General features: G+C 37.1%; 29 protein-coding genes. All 29 read right to left on the reverse strand.

All coding sequences use genetic code 11. From position 1 onward, the window contains the following. Nucleotides 1–100 precede the first annotated feature (100 nt). On the reverse strand, nucleotides 101–547 hold the full coding sequence (locus tag P8M52_RS01545; RefSeq protein WP_300306345.1) for a GatB/YqeY domain-containing protein: 447 nt from the start codon (nucleotides 545–547) through the stop codon (nucleotides 101–103). 84 nt (nucleotides 548–631) lie between these two features. Next, a complete protein-coding gene (rpsU, locus tag P8M52_RS01550; protein ID WP_053951649.1) occupies nucleotides 632–847 on the reverse strand; it encodes a 30S ribosomal protein S21 in 216 nt (71 codons plus the stop codon). Between the two features lie 12 nt (nucleotides 848–859). After that, a complete protein-coding gene (gene rplQ, locus P8M52_RS01555) occupies nucleotides 860–1246 on the reverse strand; it encodes a 50S ribosomal protein L17 (RefSeq protein WP_300306355.1) in 387 nt (128 codons plus the stop codon). A gap of 9 nt (nucleotides 1247–1255) precedes the next feature. Next, the gene (gene rpoA, locus P8M52_RS01560) at nucleotides 1256–2236 is read right to left on the reverse strand and encodes a DNA-directed RNA polymerase subunit alpha (RefSeq protein WP_300306358.1); all 981 of its coding nucleotides are present in this window, start codon (nucleotides 2234–2236) and stop codon (nucleotides 1256–1258) included. Nucleotides 2237–2246: 10 nt separating this feature from the next. Beyond that, nucleotides 2247–2873: a 30S ribosomal protein S4 gene (gene rpsD, locus P8M52_RS01565; RefSeq protein WP_300306361.1), complete on the reverse strand. Its 627-nt coding sequence runs from the start codon at nucleotides 2871–2873 to the stop codon at nucleotides 2247–2249. A gap of 9 nt (nucleotides 2874–2882) precedes the next feature. Next, nucleotides 2883–3266, reverse strand: a complete 384-nt coding sequence (rpsK, locus tag P8M52_RS01570) for a 30S ribosomal protein S11 (RefSeq protein ID WP_300306363.1) — start codon at nucleotides 3264–3266, stop codon at nucleotides 2883–2885. Nucleotides 3267–3281: 15 nt separating this feature from the next. Next, entirely contained in the window at nucleotides 3282–3635 is a 354-nt protein-coding gene (gene rpsM / locus P8M52_RS01575; RefSeq protein WP_300306366.1) for a 30S ribosomal protein S13, read from the reverse strand. A 127-nt stretch (nucleotides 3636–3762) separates the two neighbouring features. Next, entirely contained in the window at nucleotides 3763–3876 is a 114-nt protein-coding gene (gene rpmJ, locus P8M52_RS01580; protein ID WP_103454371.1) for a 50S ribosomal protein L36, read from the reverse strand. A 15-nt stretch (nucleotides 3877–3891) separates the two neighbouring features. Next, nucleotides 3892–5190, reverse strand: coding sequence for a preprotein translocase subunit SecY (gene secY / locus P8M52_RS01585; RefSeq protein ID WP_300306372.1), 1299 nt, complete (start codon nucleotides 5188–5190; stop codon nucleotides 3892–3894). Between the two features lie 3 nt (nucleotides 5191–5193). After that, nucleotides 5194–5628 (reverse strand): 50S ribosomal protein L15, encoded by a 435-nt coding sequence (rplO, locus tag P8M52_RS01590; RefSeq protein ID WP_300306375.1) that lies wholly within the window; start codon nucleotides 5626–5628, stop codon nucleotides 5194–5196. A 4-nt stretch (nucleotides 5629–5632) separates the two neighbouring features. Continuing rightward, nucleotides 5633–5815, reverse strand: a complete 183-nt coding sequence (gene rpmD / locus P8M52_RS01595) for a 50S ribosomal protein L30 (protein ID WP_300306378.1) — start codon at nucleotides 5813–5815, stop codon at nucleotides 5633–5635. Further along, complete coding sequence (gene rpsE / locus P8M52_RS01600; protein WP_300306381.1) at nucleotides 5815–6333, reverse strand: 30S ribosomal protein S5; 519 nt, start codon at nucleotides 6331–6333, stop codon at nucleotides 5815–5817. Before rpsE ends, rpmD begins: the two co-directional genes overlap by 1 nt. 38 nt (nucleotides 6334–6371) lie before the next feature. Continuing rightward, nucleotides 6372–6719: a 50S ribosomal protein L18 gene (gene rplR, locus P8M52_RS01605; protein ID WP_300306384.1), complete on the reverse strand. Its 348-nt coding sequence runs from the start codon at nucleotides 6717–6719 to the stop codon at nucleotides 6372–6374. A 17-nt stretch (nucleotides 6720–6736) separates the two neighbouring features. Continuing rightward, nucleotides 6737–7282 (reverse strand): 50S ribosomal protein L6, encoded by a 546-nt coding sequence (rplF, locus tag P8M52_RS01610; protein ID WP_300306387.1) that lies wholly within the window; start codon nucleotides 7280–7282, stop codon nucleotides 6737–6739. Nucleotides 7283–7297: 15 nt separating this feature from the next. Then, a complete protein-coding gene (rpsH, locus tag P8M52_RS01615) occupies nucleotides 7298–7693 on the reverse strand; it encodes a 30S ribosomal protein S8 (RefSeq protein ID WP_300306390.1) in 396 nt (131 codons plus the stop codon). Nucleotides 7694–7704: 11 nt separating this feature from the next. After that, nucleotides 7705–8010, reverse strand: coding sequence for a 30S ribosomal protein S14 (gene rpsN / locus P8M52_RS01620; protein ID WP_300306393.1), 306 nt, complete (start codon nucleotides 8008–8010; stop codon nucleotides 7705–7707). A 5-nt stretch (nucleotides 8011–8015) separates the two neighbouring features. After that, entirely contained in the window at nucleotides 8016–8555 is a 540-nt protein-coding gene (rplE, locus tag P8M52_RS01625) for a 50S ribosomal protein L5 (protein WP_300306396.1), read from the reverse strand. Between the two features lie 20 nt (nucleotides 8556–8575). Then, nucleotides 8576–8887 carry a 50S ribosomal protein L24 gene (rplX, locus tag P8M52_RS01630; protein ID WP_300306399.1) on the reverse strand — a complete coding sequence of 104 codons (312 nt, stop codon included), beginning with the start codon at nucleotides 8885–8887 and terminating at the stop codon, nucleotides 8576–8578. Beyond that, entirely contained in the window at nucleotides 8887–9255 is a 369-nt protein-coding gene (gene rplN / locus P8M52_RS01635) for a 50S ribosomal protein L14 (protein WP_053951633.1), read from the reverse strand. Before rplN ends, rplX begins: the two co-directional genes overlap by 1 nt. 25 nt (nucleotides 9256–9280) lie before the next feature. After that, the gene (gene rpsQ, locus P8M52_RS01640) at nucleotides 9281–9547 is read right to left on the reverse strand and encodes a 30S ribosomal protein S17 (protein ID WP_300306403.1); all 267 of its coding nucleotides are present in this window, start codon (nucleotides 9545–9547) and stop codon (nucleotides 9281–9283) included. Next, nucleotides 9544–9732, reverse strand: coding sequence for a 50S ribosomal protein L29 (rpmC, locus tag P8M52_RS01645; RefSeq protein WP_300306406.1), 189 nt, complete (start codon nucleotides 9730–9732; stop codon nucleotides 9544–9546). Before rpmC ends, rpsQ begins: the two co-directional genes overlap by 4 nt. Further along, nucleotides 9732–10142 (reverse strand): 50S ribosomal protein L16, encoded by a 411-nt coding sequence (rplP, locus tag P8M52_RS01650; protein ID WP_300306409.1) that lies wholly within the window; start codon nucleotides 10140–10142, stop codon nucleotides 9732–9734. The genes rpmC and rplP overlap by 1 nt, the downstream gene beginning before the upstream one ends. A gap of 13 nt (nucleotides 10143–10155) precedes the next feature. Continuing rightward, entirely contained in the window at nucleotides 10156–10848 is a 693-nt protein-coding gene (rpsC, locus tag P8M52_RS01655) for a 30S ribosomal protein S3 (RefSeq protein ID WP_300306411.1), read from the reverse strand. Between the two features lie 3 nt (nucleotides 10849–10851). Further along, the gene (rplV, locus tag P8M52_RS01660; protein ID WP_300306413.1) at nucleotides 10852–11187 is read right to left on the reverse strand and encodes a 50S ribosomal protein L22; all 336 of its coding nucleotides are present in this window, start codon (nucleotides 11185–11187) and stop codon (nucleotides 10852–10854) included. 15 nt (nucleotides 11188–11202) lie between these two features. Then, on the reverse strand, nucleotides 11203–11469 hold the full coding sequence (rpsS, locus tag P8M52_RS01665) for a 30S ribosomal protein S19 (RefSeq protein ID WP_300306415.1): 267 nt from the start codon (nucleotides 11467–11469) through the stop codon (nucleotides 11203–11205). A gap of 2 nt (nucleotides 11470–11471) precedes the next feature. Continuing rightward, entirely contained in the window at nucleotides 11472–12302 is an 831-nt protein-coding gene (rplB, locus tag P8M52_RS01670) for a 50S ribosomal protein L2 (protein ID WP_300306417.1), read from the reverse strand. Nucleotides 12303–12314: 12 nt separating this feature from the next. Next, nucleotides 12315–12605, reverse strand: a complete 291-nt coding sequence (gene rplW, locus P8M52_RS01675) for a 50S ribosomal protein L23 (protein ID WP_300306420.1) — start codon at nucleotides 12603–12605, stop codon at nucleotides 12315–12317. Next, nucleotides 12602–13216: a 50S ribosomal protein L4 gene (gene rplD, locus P8M52_RS01680; RefSeq protein WP_300306423.1), complete on the reverse strand. Its 615-nt coding sequence runs from the start codon at nucleotides 13214–13216 to the stop codon at nucleotides 12602–12604. The genes rplW and rplD overlap by 4 nt, the downstream gene beginning before the upstream one ends. Nucleotides 13217–13225: 9 nt before the next feature. Continuing rightward, nucleotides 13226–13886: 50S ribosomal protein L3 (gene rplC, locus P8M52_RS01685; protein ID WP_300306426.1), on the reverse strand; the 661-nt coding region annotated here is incomplete at its 5' end.

Below are 13886 nucleotides of genomic sequence, written 5' to 3' on the forward strand. Positions count from 1 at the left end.
CTTATTATAAAAAACACTAACGTCTAATAATATAATAGAGGAGAAAAAGAATAGAAATTAGAAAAAACTATTCAATGTAAAAGAATAATTTTGCGAAGAGTTAAGAGAGCTTAGATCTAATAATAGCAGAAACCACACCCATATCAGCACTGCCATCTAACTGAGATTTTATCAATCCCATTAACTTGCCCATATCTTGCATAGAAGAAGCGCCGGTATCGGCAATTGCCTTATCAACAACAACTAAAATCTCGTCTTCTGACAACTGCTCTGGCATATAGTTGTTAATAACAGCTAATTCAGCCTCTTCAACATCCACCAAATCAGTACGGCCCGCATCTTTGAATTGAGAAATAGAATCTTTACGCTGTTTAACCATCTTTTGGATGACAGCTAAAACCTGAATATCATCAAGCTCAATGCGCTCATCAACCTCTCTTTGCTTAATTGCACCAATAATCATACGAACCGCTTTTAAAGCTTCTTTATCTTTAGCCTTCATGGCTAGTTTCATATCATTAGTAATACGTGTTTTTAATTCAGACATAATGTTTTAAATATTGTAAGTTAAAAATAAAAATGCCGATACAAGTATCGGCATTTTTGAAAATCTTATATATACCAATAGGTATTAATACATTCTCTTTCTATGTACGCGGTTTTTAGCCATCTCTTTGTGAGTACGCTTAACTGCAGCAGCTTTCATGCGCTTATTAACCCACGTTTGCTTTTCAAAAAACTCTTTCTTGCGCACGTCTGTAATAACACCGGCTCTATCACATGAACGACGAAAGCGTCTAAGTGCAATATCAAATGGTTCGTTCTCTCTTACTTTAATTGAAGGCATATTTAATTTTCCTTATGAAGCTGAAGCATCAGCAGTTGAACTGTCAAAATCAACCAATTGGACAATTGCCATTGGTGCTTTATCGCCAGTACGGAAACCAGCTTTTAAGATACGGATATAACCACCAGGACGCTCTTTGTAAAAAGGACCTAGTTGCGTAAATAATTTTGCAACCATAGCATCATCACGTAATTTAGCAAATGCATTACGACGGTTCGCAACACTATCAATCTTAGCTTTTGTGATTAATGGCTCTACAACACGGCGAAGCTCTTTTGCTTTTGGCAAAGTAGTTCTAATTGTTTCATGATCGAACAATGAGTTCGCCATGTTTTTAAACATCGCCTTACGGTGAGAAGAGTTACGATTTAGTTGTCTACCTGACTTTCTATGTCTCATGATATTTCCTTATTCACTCATTAGATCAACTGGGGGCCAATTAGGAATTTCTGTTCCTAAATCAAGACCTTTGTCAGTCAATACTTCTTTAATTTCGTTTAATGATTTACGGCCTAAATTAGGCGTTCTCAATAGGTCTTGCTCAGATTTTTGAATTAAATCACCAATGTAATAGATTTGCTCAGCTTTTAGACAGTTTGCACTACGCACAGTTAACTCTAATTCATCAACTGCTGCTAACAACTGAGGATCAAAGTCATCAGATGTTGGTAAAGCCTCTTCTTCTTTTACAAGTTCTAATTCAACAAATGATGAAAGTTGATCTTGTAGAATTGAAGCCGCGCGCTTTACAGCAGTTTCTGCATTAACAGAACCATTGGTTTCAATAATCATGTTCAGCTTATCTAAATTAACTTTTTGATCAACACGTGCTGCATCAACCGTAAAACTAACACGCTTAATCGGAGAGAAGCTCGCATCTAATTGGATACCACCAATTGTTGAAGACTCATCTGGACGAGAAACAGCAGTATCATAACCAATACCCGTGCCAATTTTAAGTGACATTCGAACATGACCACCTTCGTTGACCGTTGCAATAACAAAATCTGAATTAAAAGCAGTAATATCTGTGCCAAACATTTCAATATCAGCAACTGTAATTTTACAAGGGCCTTTTTTGTCGATTACCACTTCAGCTGTATCAGAAGTATTTAATGCAACAGAAACCTCTTTTAGGTTAAGCAAAATATCTAATACATCTTCTTGTACATTTTCAATAGTAGAAAATTCATGCATCACACCATCTATAGCTACTTCAGTTATAGCAGAACCAGTCATTGATGAAAGCAACGTTCTTCTTAAAGCATTACCTATGGTATGGCCAAATCCTCTTTCTAGTGGCTCAAGAACTACCTTGAACTCATTGGTGCCTGTTTGTGATGACTCAACAAGCTTTGGTTTTAAAAAATCTTTTGCGCTTCCTTGCATAATTAAACCCTTATTTAGAATACAATTCAACAATCAAGTGTTCTTGAATGTCAGATGAAAGATCATCACGAGCCGGAACATTTTTAAAGATTCCTTTTAATGCCTTTGAATCAACATCTATCCAATCTGCCTGATCACCTTGCTCAGATAACTCCATCGCCAATTGAATGCGACTTTGTTTTTTAGCTTTTTCACGAATTGAAATTTCATCATTCGCGCTTACTTGATAAGAAGGAATATTAACCACAGAGCCATTCACTAGAATTGACTTATGAGCAACTAATTGTCTTGCTTCAGCGCGTGTAGATCCAAATCCCATACGATAAACGACATTATCTAAACGACACTCAAGGATTGATAATAAGTTTTCACCCGTCGAACCTTTTTTCTGAGAAGCCTTTTTATAATAAAGACTAAATTGCTTTTCTAGGATGCCATAGATACGTCTTACTTTTTGCTTTTCACGCAACTGAAGTCCATATTCTGTACCTTTTTGACGTCGTGCATTAGCACCATGTACGCCAGGTAATTGTGTTAATTTACACTTTGAATCTAATGATCTAATGCCACTTTTTAAAAATAAGTCCGTGCCTTCACGACGTGCTAATTTACAAGTTGGTCCAGTATATCTAGCCATAATTTATCCTTATACTCTACGTTTCTTAGAAGGACGACAACCATTATGAGGGATTGGCGTTACATCTGTAATTGATTGAATTTTTAAACCTTGTGCGTTCAGACCACGTATCGCTGAATCTCTACCAGGACCTGGTCCTTTAACGCGTACTTCTAGGTTTTTCATACCGAAATCTAAAGCTTTTTCACCGCAATTTCCTGCAGCAACCTGCGCAGCAAATGGCGTAGATTTTCTAGAGCCTCTAAAACCCGAGCCACCTGATGTTGCCCAGCAGACAGCATTACCATGACGATCAGTAATCATTACGATAGTATTGTTAAAAGTTGCATGAATATGCGCAATACCGTCCGTAATTACTTTTTTAGACTTCTTTTTAATTGGTGCTTTAGCCATAATATCTACCTATTATTATTTAATTAAACGACGAGGACCCTTACGAGTTCTGGCGTTAGTTTTAGTTTTTTGACCACGTAAAGGCAAACCTTTTCTATGGCGAACACCACGGTAACAACCTAAATCTTTTAGACGCTTGATATCCATTGCAACTTGTCGACGAAGATCGCCTTCAACTTCAAATTTAGCTACTTCAGCACGAATTAACTCGACAACATCCTCTGAAATTTCAGAAACTTTTGTTGAGTGATCAATTTTTAACGTATCACAAATTGCTTTAGATCGAGTTTCGCCAATACCGAATATTGACTGCAACCCTATTACAATATGTTTGTGTGTTGGAATGTTAATTCCTGCTATTCTAGCCATAATTATCCTTTTACCTTTTACTTCTTAGTCTTAATTTTGAAGTTTTTTTTCGTTCATTAAGATCAAAAAAATTCAAATTTGAAAAACGGGCAATTATACGTTGCACGCTTAACAATGTCAATTGAAATTAGCCTTGTCTTTGTTTATGACGAGGCTCTTTACAAATCACTCTTACAACGCCATTGCGCTTAATGATTTTACAATTATTACAAATTTTTTTAACTGATGCTCTTACTTTCATGATTGCTACCTTTTGTTAATTTAAGCCTGACTTCTTCATTAATGACTCATATTGATTTGACATTAAATGAGATTGGGCTTGCGCGATAAAATCCATCACCACAACGACGATGATTAATAAACTGGTACCGCCAAAGTAAAATGGCACATTCCAGTATAAAATTAAAAATTCAGGCAATAAACAAACTGCTGTAATGTAAATTGCTCCTGAAGCTGTTAAACGAGACATAACTGCATCAATATAATTTGCAGATTGTTTCCCTGGTCGAATTCCTGGTATAAAACCACCAGATTTTCTTAAATTATCTGCCGTATCTTTAGAATCAAAAGTTAGCGCAGTATAGAAGAATGTAAAAAATACAATTGCTAAGCCATAGAACATAACATACAAAGGTTGCCCCGGAGATATGCTTGCAGTAATATCAGCTAACCACCCCAGTCCTTCACTTTGTGAAAACCAACCGCCTAAAGTTGCAGGGAATAAGATAATTGAAGAAGCAAAGATCGGAGGAATAACACCAGCCATATTAATCTTAAGTGGTAAATAAGAACTCTGACCGCCAACCATCTTACGTCCTTGTTGGCGCTTAGCATAATTTACTGTTATTCTTCGCTGTCCTCTTTCCATAAATACAACAAAAGCGGTGACTAATAGAGTCATTGCCAATAATATTACCACAAGAATAACAGTTAACTCACCAGTAGATACTAACGATAAAGTTGATCCAAATGCTGAAGGCAAACCCGAAACAATACCAGCAAAGATAATCATGGAAATACCATTACCGATACCTTTTTCTGTAATTTGCTCACCTAACCACATAAGAAATAAAGTGCCAGTTGTTAATGTAACAACTGTAACCATACTAAAAGTAAACCCAGCTTGAGTAACTAGTGCAACACCACCAGCACTTTGTGACTGTAAAGCAATAGAGATTCCGTAAGATTGGAAAACAGCTAAAACAACTGTACCTAGACGTGTGTATTGTGTAATTTTACGCTTACCTGTTTCACCTTCTTTTTTAAGTTGCTCTAATTTAGGAACAACAGACGTCATTAACGTAACAATAATTGAAGCTGAAATATATGGCATGATGCCAAGGGTAAAAATTGATAAACGCTCTAATGCTCCTCCTGAGAACATATTAAACATATCCAAAATGGTGCCTTGCTGATCTTGCACTAAAGAAGCAAGAGCTGCACTAGAAATAAATGGAATGGTTATATGTGTACCGAGTCTGAAAATAATTAACGCACCCAATAAGAAAAGGATGCGTCTAGATAAGTCTTCAGAAAGGCCTAGAGGTTGAGACATAAATTACTCGTTTACAGAGCCTTTAGCAGCTTCAATAGCAGCTTTTGCACCTTTAGTCGCTTTGATACCAGTAAGAGTTACAGCACGATTAATTTCACCAGATAACATAACTTTAACACGCTTGATATTTTTAGTAATCAAGTTGTGTTGCTTAAGTACATCAACAGTTATTTCTGTTTCTTCAAGATTGTTTATTTCAGATAGTGTTACCTGAGAAGTAATAATAGAAACGCGTGAAGAGAAACCAACTTTAGGTAGACGACGTTGTAACGGCATCTGACCACCTTCAAAACCTACTTTAGTAAATCCACCTGAACGTGACTTTTGACCCTTATGACCACGACCACAAGTTTTACCCCAGCCACAACCGATTCCACGTCCAACTCGTTTTCTACCCTTCTTTTCACCTTCGTTAGGTGCCAATGTATTTAAAAACATTTTCTTAATCCTCTACCTTTAATAAGTAAGAAACCTTGTTGATCATACCTCTTACCGCAGGAGTATCTTCAAGTGTTACTGTATGGTTAATTCTCTTTAATCCTAGGCCTGTTACCGTAGCACGATGTGAAGGCAAACGACCATTAAAACTCTTTAGTAAAGTTACAGTTACTGTTTTATCAGCCATTATGCTTCTCCATTAATTTGTTCAACAGTTTTACCACGTTTTGCAGCAACCATAGATGGTGAAGACATTGAAGTTAAACCCTCTACTGTCGCACGTACTACACTGATTGGGTTACGTGTACCATTGCACTTTGCAAGAATATCATGTACACCTACAGCTTCTAGCACACTACGCATAGGGCCACCAGCAATTACACCCGTACCTTCAGAAGCAGGCTGCATATAAACTTTAGCTGCACCAACATTTGAAGTAATTGAATAATGTAAAGTGCCATTTGTTAATGGTACCGTTTTCATTGCTTTTTTCGCTTTATCCATCGCTTTTTGAATAGCAGCAGGAACTTCACGAGCTTTACCAGTGCCGTATCCAACTTTACCCTTACCATCACCAACAACTACAAGTGCTGAGAAACCAAAGATTCGTCCACCTTTAACCACTTTTACAACACGACGTATATTGACTAATTTTTCAATGTATTCGTTATCGTCGTTATTATTATTTTTCTTATATTCAGCCATTATCTTCGCCTTTTAATATTGTATTAGTCAAAAACTAATTAGAATTCTAACCCGCCGTCTCTAGCAGCATCAGCCAAAGCCTTAATTCGACCATGGTATTTGAAGCCAGAACGATCGAAAGCAACTTTAGTCACTTTAGCTTTCTTAGCGGCTGCAGCAATTGCAGTTCCGATCTGAGTTGCAGCATCAACATTACCGCCATTTTTTAATTTAGCAGCTACTGATGACGCAGAAGCTAATGTTTTAGTACCACAACCGCTGATAACCTGTGCATAGATGTGAGCTGAAGTTTTATGAACACATAAACGTTCAGTGCTATTTTCAGCATGCTTTGCTCTAAATTTAGTTGCTCTTCTTAAGCGAGCTTGTTTTTTGGAAAGTTTCATTTTGAATACCTTATCGTTTATTTCTTTTTAGCTTCTTTACGAACAACATATTCATCCGTATAGCGAACACCTTTGCCTTTATAAGGCTCTGGTGGACGATAAGCTCTAATTTCTGCTGCCACTTGACCAACTTTTTGTTTATCCATACCCTTTACTATAATCTCTGTTTGAGAAGGAGTTTCAACTGTAATCCCTTCTGGCAAAGCATAAACAACAGGATGTGAAAAGCCAAGTGTTAGATCTAGTGATTTACCCATTGCTTTAGCACGGTAACCAACACCGATTAAAGATAGTTTCTTTTCCCAACCGGCAGTTACACCTTGGATTAAGTTAGCAGTATTGGCTCTTGCAGTACCTGCTTGAGCCCAAGCGCTTTTCTCAGCTTTCTTTTCAACTTTAGCAATTGAAAAAGTAATATGATTATCTTCTATGGCGACAACAACACTTGAAATGATATCCATAGACATCTGGCCAAGTTTTCCTTTGACATTCATAGTTGATCCAGAAATTGTTACTTCTGTACCATTTTCGACAGTAATAGGTGATTTTGCTACTCTAGACATACAATCTCTCCAATGTTAGTAAACGCTGCACAAGACTTCACCACCCACATTTTGGGATGTTGCAGCTTGTCCAGTCATTACACCCTTAGGTGTGGAAACAATAACAATACCTAAACCATTCATAACGCTAGGCATTTCTGTGCTTGCGGCATAAACTCTTAGACTTGGCTTAGAGATTCTCTGTAATGTTTCAATTACAGGTTTATTTTCAAAATACTTCAGCTTGATAGTAAGCGTTTTAGCTGCTTTTTCACCATCTACTGAAAATGATTCAATAAAACCCTCTTGTTGCATTACACTTGCAATAGCAGATTTTAAATTTGATGCTGGCATGTTAACTTCTTTCTTCTCAACCATTTGTGCGTTGCGAATGCGAGTTAACATATCAGCTATAGGATCAGACATACTCATATTATTTCTCCTTACCAGCTTGCTTTAGATAAACCTGGAACTTCACCGTTCATAGTGCGTTCTCTAAGTTTAGTTCTAGCCAAACCAAACTTACGGTAAAAACCATGTGGACGACCAGTCAACCCACAACGACTACGTTGACGTGTTGGAGATGCATCACGTGGAAGTGCCTGCAACTTAATTGTTGCCTGGAAACGCTCTTCATCAGAAGAGTGTACACTTTTAATAATTTTCTTTAATTCTAAACGTTTAGCTTTAAACTTTTCAGCTAGCTTTGAACGTTTAAGATCTCTATTTATCATAGACTTTTTAGCCATTTTCCTTATCCTTTAAATGGGAATTTAAACATTGCTAATAGTTTCTTAGCGTCATCATCAGAAGCAGCTGTTGTCGTAATAGCAATATCCATACCACGAGTTCTAGTTACTTTCTCAAAATCAATTTCAGCAAATGTAATTTGCTCTGTGATACCCATATTGTAGTTACCACGTCCATCAAATGAAGTAGGCTTTAGGCCACGGAAGTCACGGATTCGTGGGATTGCAATATTCACAAGTCGATCAAGAAATTCATACATTTTTTCTTTACGAAGAGTGACTTTACAACCAATTGCATTACCTTCTCTGATTTTAAAACTTGCTACAGATTTACGAGCATTACACGTTAATGGCTTCTGACCAGAAATAAGGCCCATTTCTTCTAACGCACTTTGTAGTATTTTTTTATCACCAAGCGCACTTCCAAGACCCATATTAATAGTGATCTTTTCAATTTTTGGTACAGCCATTGGGTTAGAAAGACCTAGCTCTTTTTGTAAAGCAGGTTTAATGACATTTGTATATTCTTCTTGTAATCTAGACACGATTTATTTCCTTAACTTGCTCAAACGATTGAATCGCCGTTTGATTTAAAAAATCTTTCTTTATTGCCATCTTTATCAGTACGTATACCAACTTTGTCAGCTTTATTTGTTGTTGGGTTTAAAATTGCAACATTAGAAATAGCTAACGGCATTTCAGTATCAATGATACCGCCTGTTACACCAGCATTAGGATTAGCTTTAACGTGTTTTTTTGCAATATTTTTACCTTCAACAATCACTTTATTATCTAATACTTTAGTAATTGTACCTGTGGCACCTTTATCTTTACCAGTGGTAATTATTACTTCGTCATTTAATTTAATTTTTTGCATTATAAAACCTCTGGAGCTAACGATACAATCTTCATAAACTGCTTGTTACGTAATTCGCGAGTTACTGGACCAAAGATACGAGTACCTACTGGCTCAAGTTTGGTATTCAATAATACAACTGCATTATTGTCAAAGCGTATACGTGAACCATCAGCGCGACGAACGCCTTGTGCTGTACGTACTACAACAGCATCATACACATCACCTTTTTTAACTTTTCCACGTGGAGATGCTTCTTTAATACTAACTTTGATAACATCACCGATATTCGCGTAACGACGCTTTGAACCGCCTAAAACCTTAATACACATTGCCTTAACACCACCACTATTATCGGCAACACTAAGTTTTGTTTGCATTTGAATCATGTCTTACTCTCTTTAAATTTTGATATTAATCAACTGAAACTGATTTTTCAACCACTTCAAGTAACGCCCAATGTTTAGTCTTTGAAAATGGCTTAGCTTCTACCACTCTCACTGTATCGCCCATTGAACATTCGTTCTTTTCATCATGAGCGTGAACTTTAGTGCTACGCTTGATGTATTTTTTGTATATCGGGTGTCTTACTTTGCGATCGATTTGAACAGCAATTGTTTTATCACGACCAGCGCTTACAACTGTACCCATTAGTACGCGTTCTACTTTATTATCACTCATGCTTGTTTCTCTTTAATAATAGTTTTAACTTGTGCAATAGATCTTTTAGTTTTACCTAATTTTGTTGCATCATCTAATTGTGCACTTTGGTGCTGCATACGCAACTCTAAGTGCTCTTTTAAAAGTGTCATTAATGTTTCATTTAATGTAGAGATATCTTGATCTCTTAATGCTTTAATATCCATTACATTGCCGTCCTTTTAATAACTTTAGTGCTTACTGGTAATTTGGCAGAAGCTAAAGCAAATGCTTCACGAGCTACTGTTTCATCAACACCCTGCATCTCAAATAACATTTGACCTGGTTTGATTTGTGCAACCCAATACTCAACACTACCTTTACCTTTACCCATTCTAACTTCTAATGGTTTTTTTGTAATCGGCTTATCAGGGAATACACGAATCCAAATTTTACCTTGACGCTTTACATGTCGAGTCATTGCACGACGTGCAGATTCAATCTGTCTAGCTGTCATACGACATCTACCTGTAGCTTGAAGCCCAATTTCACCAAAACTAACCTTATGGCCAGCTGCTAGACCGCGGTTACGGCCCTTCATCATTTTTCTAAATTTTGTACGTTTAGGTTGTAACATATCTCAATCCCTATTACTTCTTACCGATTTGATTTGTAGCACCTCGACGAGCAACCTCATCTAATGTACCTTTCTTATGGTCAAGAATTTCACCTTTAAAGATCCACACTTTAATACCAATAACGCCGTATTGAGTGTTAGCACCATAATGTGCATAATCAACATCAGCTCTAAATGTATGTAATGGAACACGACCTTCACGGTACCACTCTGAACGTGCAATTTCAGCACCATTCAAACGACCACCAACCATCACTTTAATACCTTGAGCACCCAAACGTGTTGCATTTCCAAGTACACGTTTAACAGCACGACGATACATAACACGCTTTTCTAATTGTTGAGCAATATTCTCAGCAACTAAACGCGCATCAAGTTCAGGCTTTTTAATTTCTTCAATATTGATGTGAACAGGAATACCCATCATCTTAGATACAGTTGATTTTAACTGTTCGATATCAGCACCCTTCTTACCAATTACAATACCTGGTCGAGCAGTGTGAATTGTAACTTTAGCATTGTTCGCTAAACGTTCAATTTGCACACGACTGACAGAAGCAGCGCTTAATTTCTCGAATAAGAAATCTCTAACTTCAATATCAGATAATAAAAATTTTGAGTAGTCTTGAGAATTGGCATACCATTTTGAATCCCAATCTTTGACAATACCTAATCTAATACCTTTTGGATTTACTTTTTGACCCATAACTTAACCTGCGCTTACGCCAACTGTAATGTGGCTTGATCTTTTTAAAATTCTATTTGCACGACCTTTTGCTCTCGGTCGAATTCTCTTCATTGTTGAACCTTCATCAACATAAATGCTGCTCACTTTCAAGGTATCAATATCCATGCCATCATTGTGCTCAGCATTAGAGATAGCTGAATTAAGTACTTTTTTAACTAGTACTGCTGCACCCTTATTACTAAAAGATAGAATGTTTAACGCTTCCTCTACGGATTTTTGACGTATTTGATCAGCGACCAATCTAACTTTAAAAGATGATCCCTTTGCATATTTATGTACTGCTTTAACTTCTTTCATGTCATTCACCTTTAATTACTTGCGATCGCCAGAGTGGCCATTAAACGTTCTAGTTAGTGCAAATTCACCTAACTTATGTCCAATCATCTCTTCAGTAATAGCAACTGGAACATGTGCTCTGCCGTTATGAACAGCAATTGTTAAACCAATCATCTCAGGTACGATTACTGAGCGACGTGACCAAGTTTTAATTGGTTTTCTGTCGTTGTTATCTTGAGCTGTTAATACTTTCTTAATTAAATGCTCGTCAACAAATGGTCCTTTTCTTAATGATCTAGCCATGATTAACCCTTATTTCTACGACGTACGATAAGCTTATCAGTACGTTTATTACTACGTGTCTTGTAACCTTTAGTAGGTGTACCCCAAGGAGAAACTGGATGACGACCACCACTTGTTTTACCTTCACCACCACCATGTGGGTGATCAACAGGATTCATTACTACACCACGAACGGTTGGTCTAACACCTCTCCAGCGAGTTGCACCCGCTTTACCTAATTTTCTCAAACTGTGCTCAGATTTAGATACTTCACCGATAGTCGCACGACACTCAGCTAAAACCTTACGCACTTCACCAGAACGTAATCTTAACGTCACATAGTTACCTTCTTTAGCAATAAGTTGAGCAGAAGTACCTGCACTACGTGCAATTTGTGCACCTTTTTTAGGTTGAAGTTCAATACAATGAACAACACTACCTAAAGGAATATTAGCTAAAGGCATAACATTACCTGTTTGAATTGCAACTGTAGTACCTGAAACAACAGTATCACCAGTTTTTAAACCTTTAGGAGCAATAATGTAACGACGCTCACCATCAGCATATAAAACTAATGCGATATTTGCACTACGATTTGGATCGTATTCAAGACGTTCAACACGTGCAGTTATCTCATCTTTATTACGTTTAAAATCAATAATACGGTAACGACGCTTATGACCACCACCTTTATGACGTGTCGTAATGCGTCCTGCATTATTACGACCATTAATTCTATTTTTGCTTTCAGTTAACGGTGCATAAGGTGCACCTGTATGTAAATCTTTATCTACAATACTAACAACAAATCTTCTACCTGGTGAGGTTGGTTTTCTTTTAATTACTTGTGCCATAATAAAATCTCTTTAAGATGCGCTAACGTCAATCATTTGGCCTTCAGACACTTTTACCATTGCCTTTTTCCAATTAACACGACGACCAATTTTGCCTTTAAATACTTTCTTTTTGCCTTTAACTACAGATGTTGTAACGTTTACAACATTAACACCAAATAATAGTTCAACAGCAGCCTTTATTTCCTTTTTGTTACTATCAACACGCACTTTAAAAGCATACTGGTTGTTAGCTGACAACATAGCAGTCTTTTCAGATACCAAAGGTGCTAATAAGGTTTTTAATACTCTTTCTTGATTCATAACATTGCCTCAATTCTCTTTAATGCAGCTTCAGTAACAACAACATTTTGGTAGCCAATTAGACTAACAGGATCAATGCTTTGCGTATCACAAACACCGACATGATATAGGTTACGAGAAGACAAATATAAATTTTCATCCAATTCATCAGTCATTAGTAAGGCATCTGTAATATTTAGGGTTTTAAGAAGCGCAGTAACATTTTTCGTTTTTGCTTCTGAAACATCAAATTCGTTAACAACCTTTAAACGATCAGTACGAGCAAGTTCAGAAAAAATAACTGAGATAGCTCCTTTATACATTTTTTTATTAACTTTTTGAGCATAACTACGTGGCTGGGCAGCAAATGTAACGCCACCTGAACGCCAAATAGGGCCACGAGTAGTACCCGCACGAGCTCGACCAGTGCCTTTCTGGTTCCATGGCTTTTTACCACCACCACTGACTGCAGCTCGGTTTTTTTGAGCTTTAGAGCCCTGACGACCACCAGCCATATAAGCTGTAGTTATCTGGTGTACCAATGACTGATTATAATCTCTTGCAAAAATAGTATCAGCTACTTCAGTAGTAGTTGACTTATTTGTGCTTATATTTAATACATTTAATTTCATCTTAAAACCTTACGCTTCTTCAGAATCAGCAGACTCAGAAGTCGCATTTTCTTGGATATTCTTAGTTACTTGAACGTTAACCTTGTCTTTCTTAGGTGACAACGAAACTTTAACAAAACCAGTCTTAGCACCAGGAATCGAGCCTTTAACTAAAATTACGCCTTTGTCGCTATCAACCTTTACGATTTCTAGACATTCCTGAGTAACTTGCTCATCACCCATGTGACCAGCCATCTTTTTACCTTTAAATACTCTACCTGGCTCTTGACACTGACCTGTAGAGCCAATTGCTCTATGAGAGATAGAGTTACCGTGAGTAGCATCTTGCATAGAGAAATTATGACGCTTAACACCACCTTGAAAACCTTTACCTTTAGATTGGCCTGTTACATCAACATAATGTCCGGCACCAAACATAGTCAAATCAAAACTAGTTATATTGGCAATAGAATCAGCGTCTGCTCTAAATTCCCAAAGACCTAAGCCAATTTCTTGAGACGCTTTAGCGTAATGACCTTTGATAGCAGCAGGTACTCGACGTACCTTTGCTTCGCCTTTTTTATTAACTTTTGCACCTGTTGTTACTTGTACAGCACTATAGCCATCAACTTCAAGTGTTCTTGTTTGAACAACACGATTAGGTTCAATTTTTATAACACTAACCGGCGTG

Origin of the sequence: Candidatus Thioglobus sp., assembly GCF_029243085.1 — a bacterium.
Classification (GTDB): domain Bacteria; phylum Pseudomonadota; class Gammaproteobacteria; order PS1; family Pseudothioglobaceae; genus Thioglobus_A.

Bases quoted from the DNA above. Each gene is read 5' to 3' on its own strand.
- rpsQ (WP_300306403.1), bottom strand. From the start codon at position 9,547: ATGAGTGATAATAAAGTAGAACGCGTACTAATGGGTACAGTTGTAAGC.
- rplR (WP_300306384.1), bottom strand. From the start codon at position 6,719: ATGAAACTTTCCAAAAAACAAGCTCGCTTAAGAAGAGCAACTAAATTT.
- rpmC (WP_300306406.1), bottom strand. From the start codon at position 9,732: ATGGATATTAAAGCATTAAGAGATCAAGATATCTCTACATTAAATGAA.
- rplD (WP_300306423.1), bottom strand. From the start codon at position 13,216: ATGAAATTAAATGTATTAAATATAAGCACAAATAAGTCAACTACTACT.
- rplV (WP_300306413.1), bottom strand. From the start codon at position 11,187: ATGAAAGAAGTTAAAGCAGTACATAAATATGCAAAGGGATCATCTTTT.
- rplF (WP_300306387.1), bottom strand. From the start codon at position 7,282: ATGTCTAGAGTAGCAAAATCACCTATTACTGTCGAAAATGGTACAGAA.
- rpsK (WP_300306363.1), bottom strand. From the start codon at position 3,266: ATGGCTAAAGCACCAATTAAAAAGAAGTCTAAAAAAGTAATTACGGAC.
- rplB (WP_300306417.1), bottom strand. From the start codon at position 12,302: ATGGCACAAGTAATTAAAAGAAAACCAACCTCACCAGGTAGAAGATTT.
- rpsD (WP_300306361.1), bottom strand. From the start codon at position 2,873: ATGGCTAGATATACTGGACCAACTTGTAAATTAGCACGTCGTGAAGGC.
- rplQ (WP_300306355.1), bottom strand. From the start codon at position 1,246: ATGAGACATAGAAAGTCAGGTAGACAACTAAATCGTAACTCTTCTCAC.
- secY (WP_300306372.1), bottom strand. From the start codon at position 5,190: ATGTCTCAACCTCTAGGCCTTTCTGAAGACTTATCTAGACGCATCCTT.
- rpsS (WP_300306415.1), bottom strand. From the start codon at position 11,469: ATGGCTAGATCATTAAGAAAAGGACCATTTGTTGACGAGCATTTAATT.
- rpsH (WP_300306390.1), bottom strand. From the start codon at position 7,693: ATGAGTATGTCTGATCCTATAGCTGATATGTTAACTCGCATTCGCAAC.
- rpsU (WP_053951649.1), bottom strand. From the start codon at position 847: ATGCCTTCAATTAAAGTAAGAGAGAACGAACCATTTGATATTGCACTT.
- rpsM (WP_300306366.1), bottom strand. From the start codon at position 3,635: ATGGCTAGAATAGCAGGAATTAACATTCCAACACACAAACATATTGTA.
- rpmJ (WP_103454371.1), bottom strand. From the start codon at position 3,876: ATGAAAGTAAGAGCATCAGTTAAAAAAATTTGTAATAATTGTAAAATC.
- rplO (WP_300306375.1), bottom strand. From the start codon at position 5,628: ATGTTTTTAAATACATTGGCACCTAACGAAGGTGAAAAGAAGGGTAGA.
- rpsC (WP_300306411.1), bottom strand. From the start codon at position 10,848: ATGGGTCAAAAAGTAAATCCAAAAGGTATTAGATTAGGTATTGTCAAA.
- P8M52_RS01545 (WP_300306345.1), bottom strand. From the start codon at position 547: ATGTCTGAATTAAAAACACGTATTACTAATGATATGAAACTAGCCATG.
- rplN (WP_053951633.1), bottom strand. From the start codon at position 9,255: ATGATTCAAATGCAAACAAAACTTAGTGTTGCCGATAATAGTGGTGGT.
- rplP (WP_300306409.1), bottom strand. From the start codon at position 10,142: ATGTTACAACCTAAACGTACAAAATTTAGAAAAATGATGAAGGGCCGT.
- rpsE (WP_300306381.1), bottom strand. From the start codon at position 6,333: ATGGCTGAATATAAGAAAAATAATAATAACGACGATAACGAATACATT.
- rpsN (WP_300306393.1), bottom strand. From the start codon at position 8,010: ATGGCTAAAAAGTCTATGATAAATAGAGATCTTAAACGTTCAAAGCTA.
- rpmD (WP_300306378.1), bottom strand. From the start codon at position 5,815: ATGGCTGATAAAACAGTAACTGTAACTTTACTAAAGAGTTTTAATGGT.
- rplW (WP_300306420.1), bottom strand. From the start codon at position 12,605: ATGAATCAAGAAAGAGTATTAAAAACCTTATTAGCACCTTTGGTATCT.
- rplX (WP_300306399.1), bottom strand. From the start codon at position 8,887: ATGCAAAAAATTAAATTAAATGACGAAGTAATAATTACCACTGGTAAA.
- rpoA (WP_300306358.1), bottom strand. From the start codon at position 2,236: ATGCAAGGAAGCGCAAAAGATTTTTTAAAACCAAAGCTTGTTGAGTCA.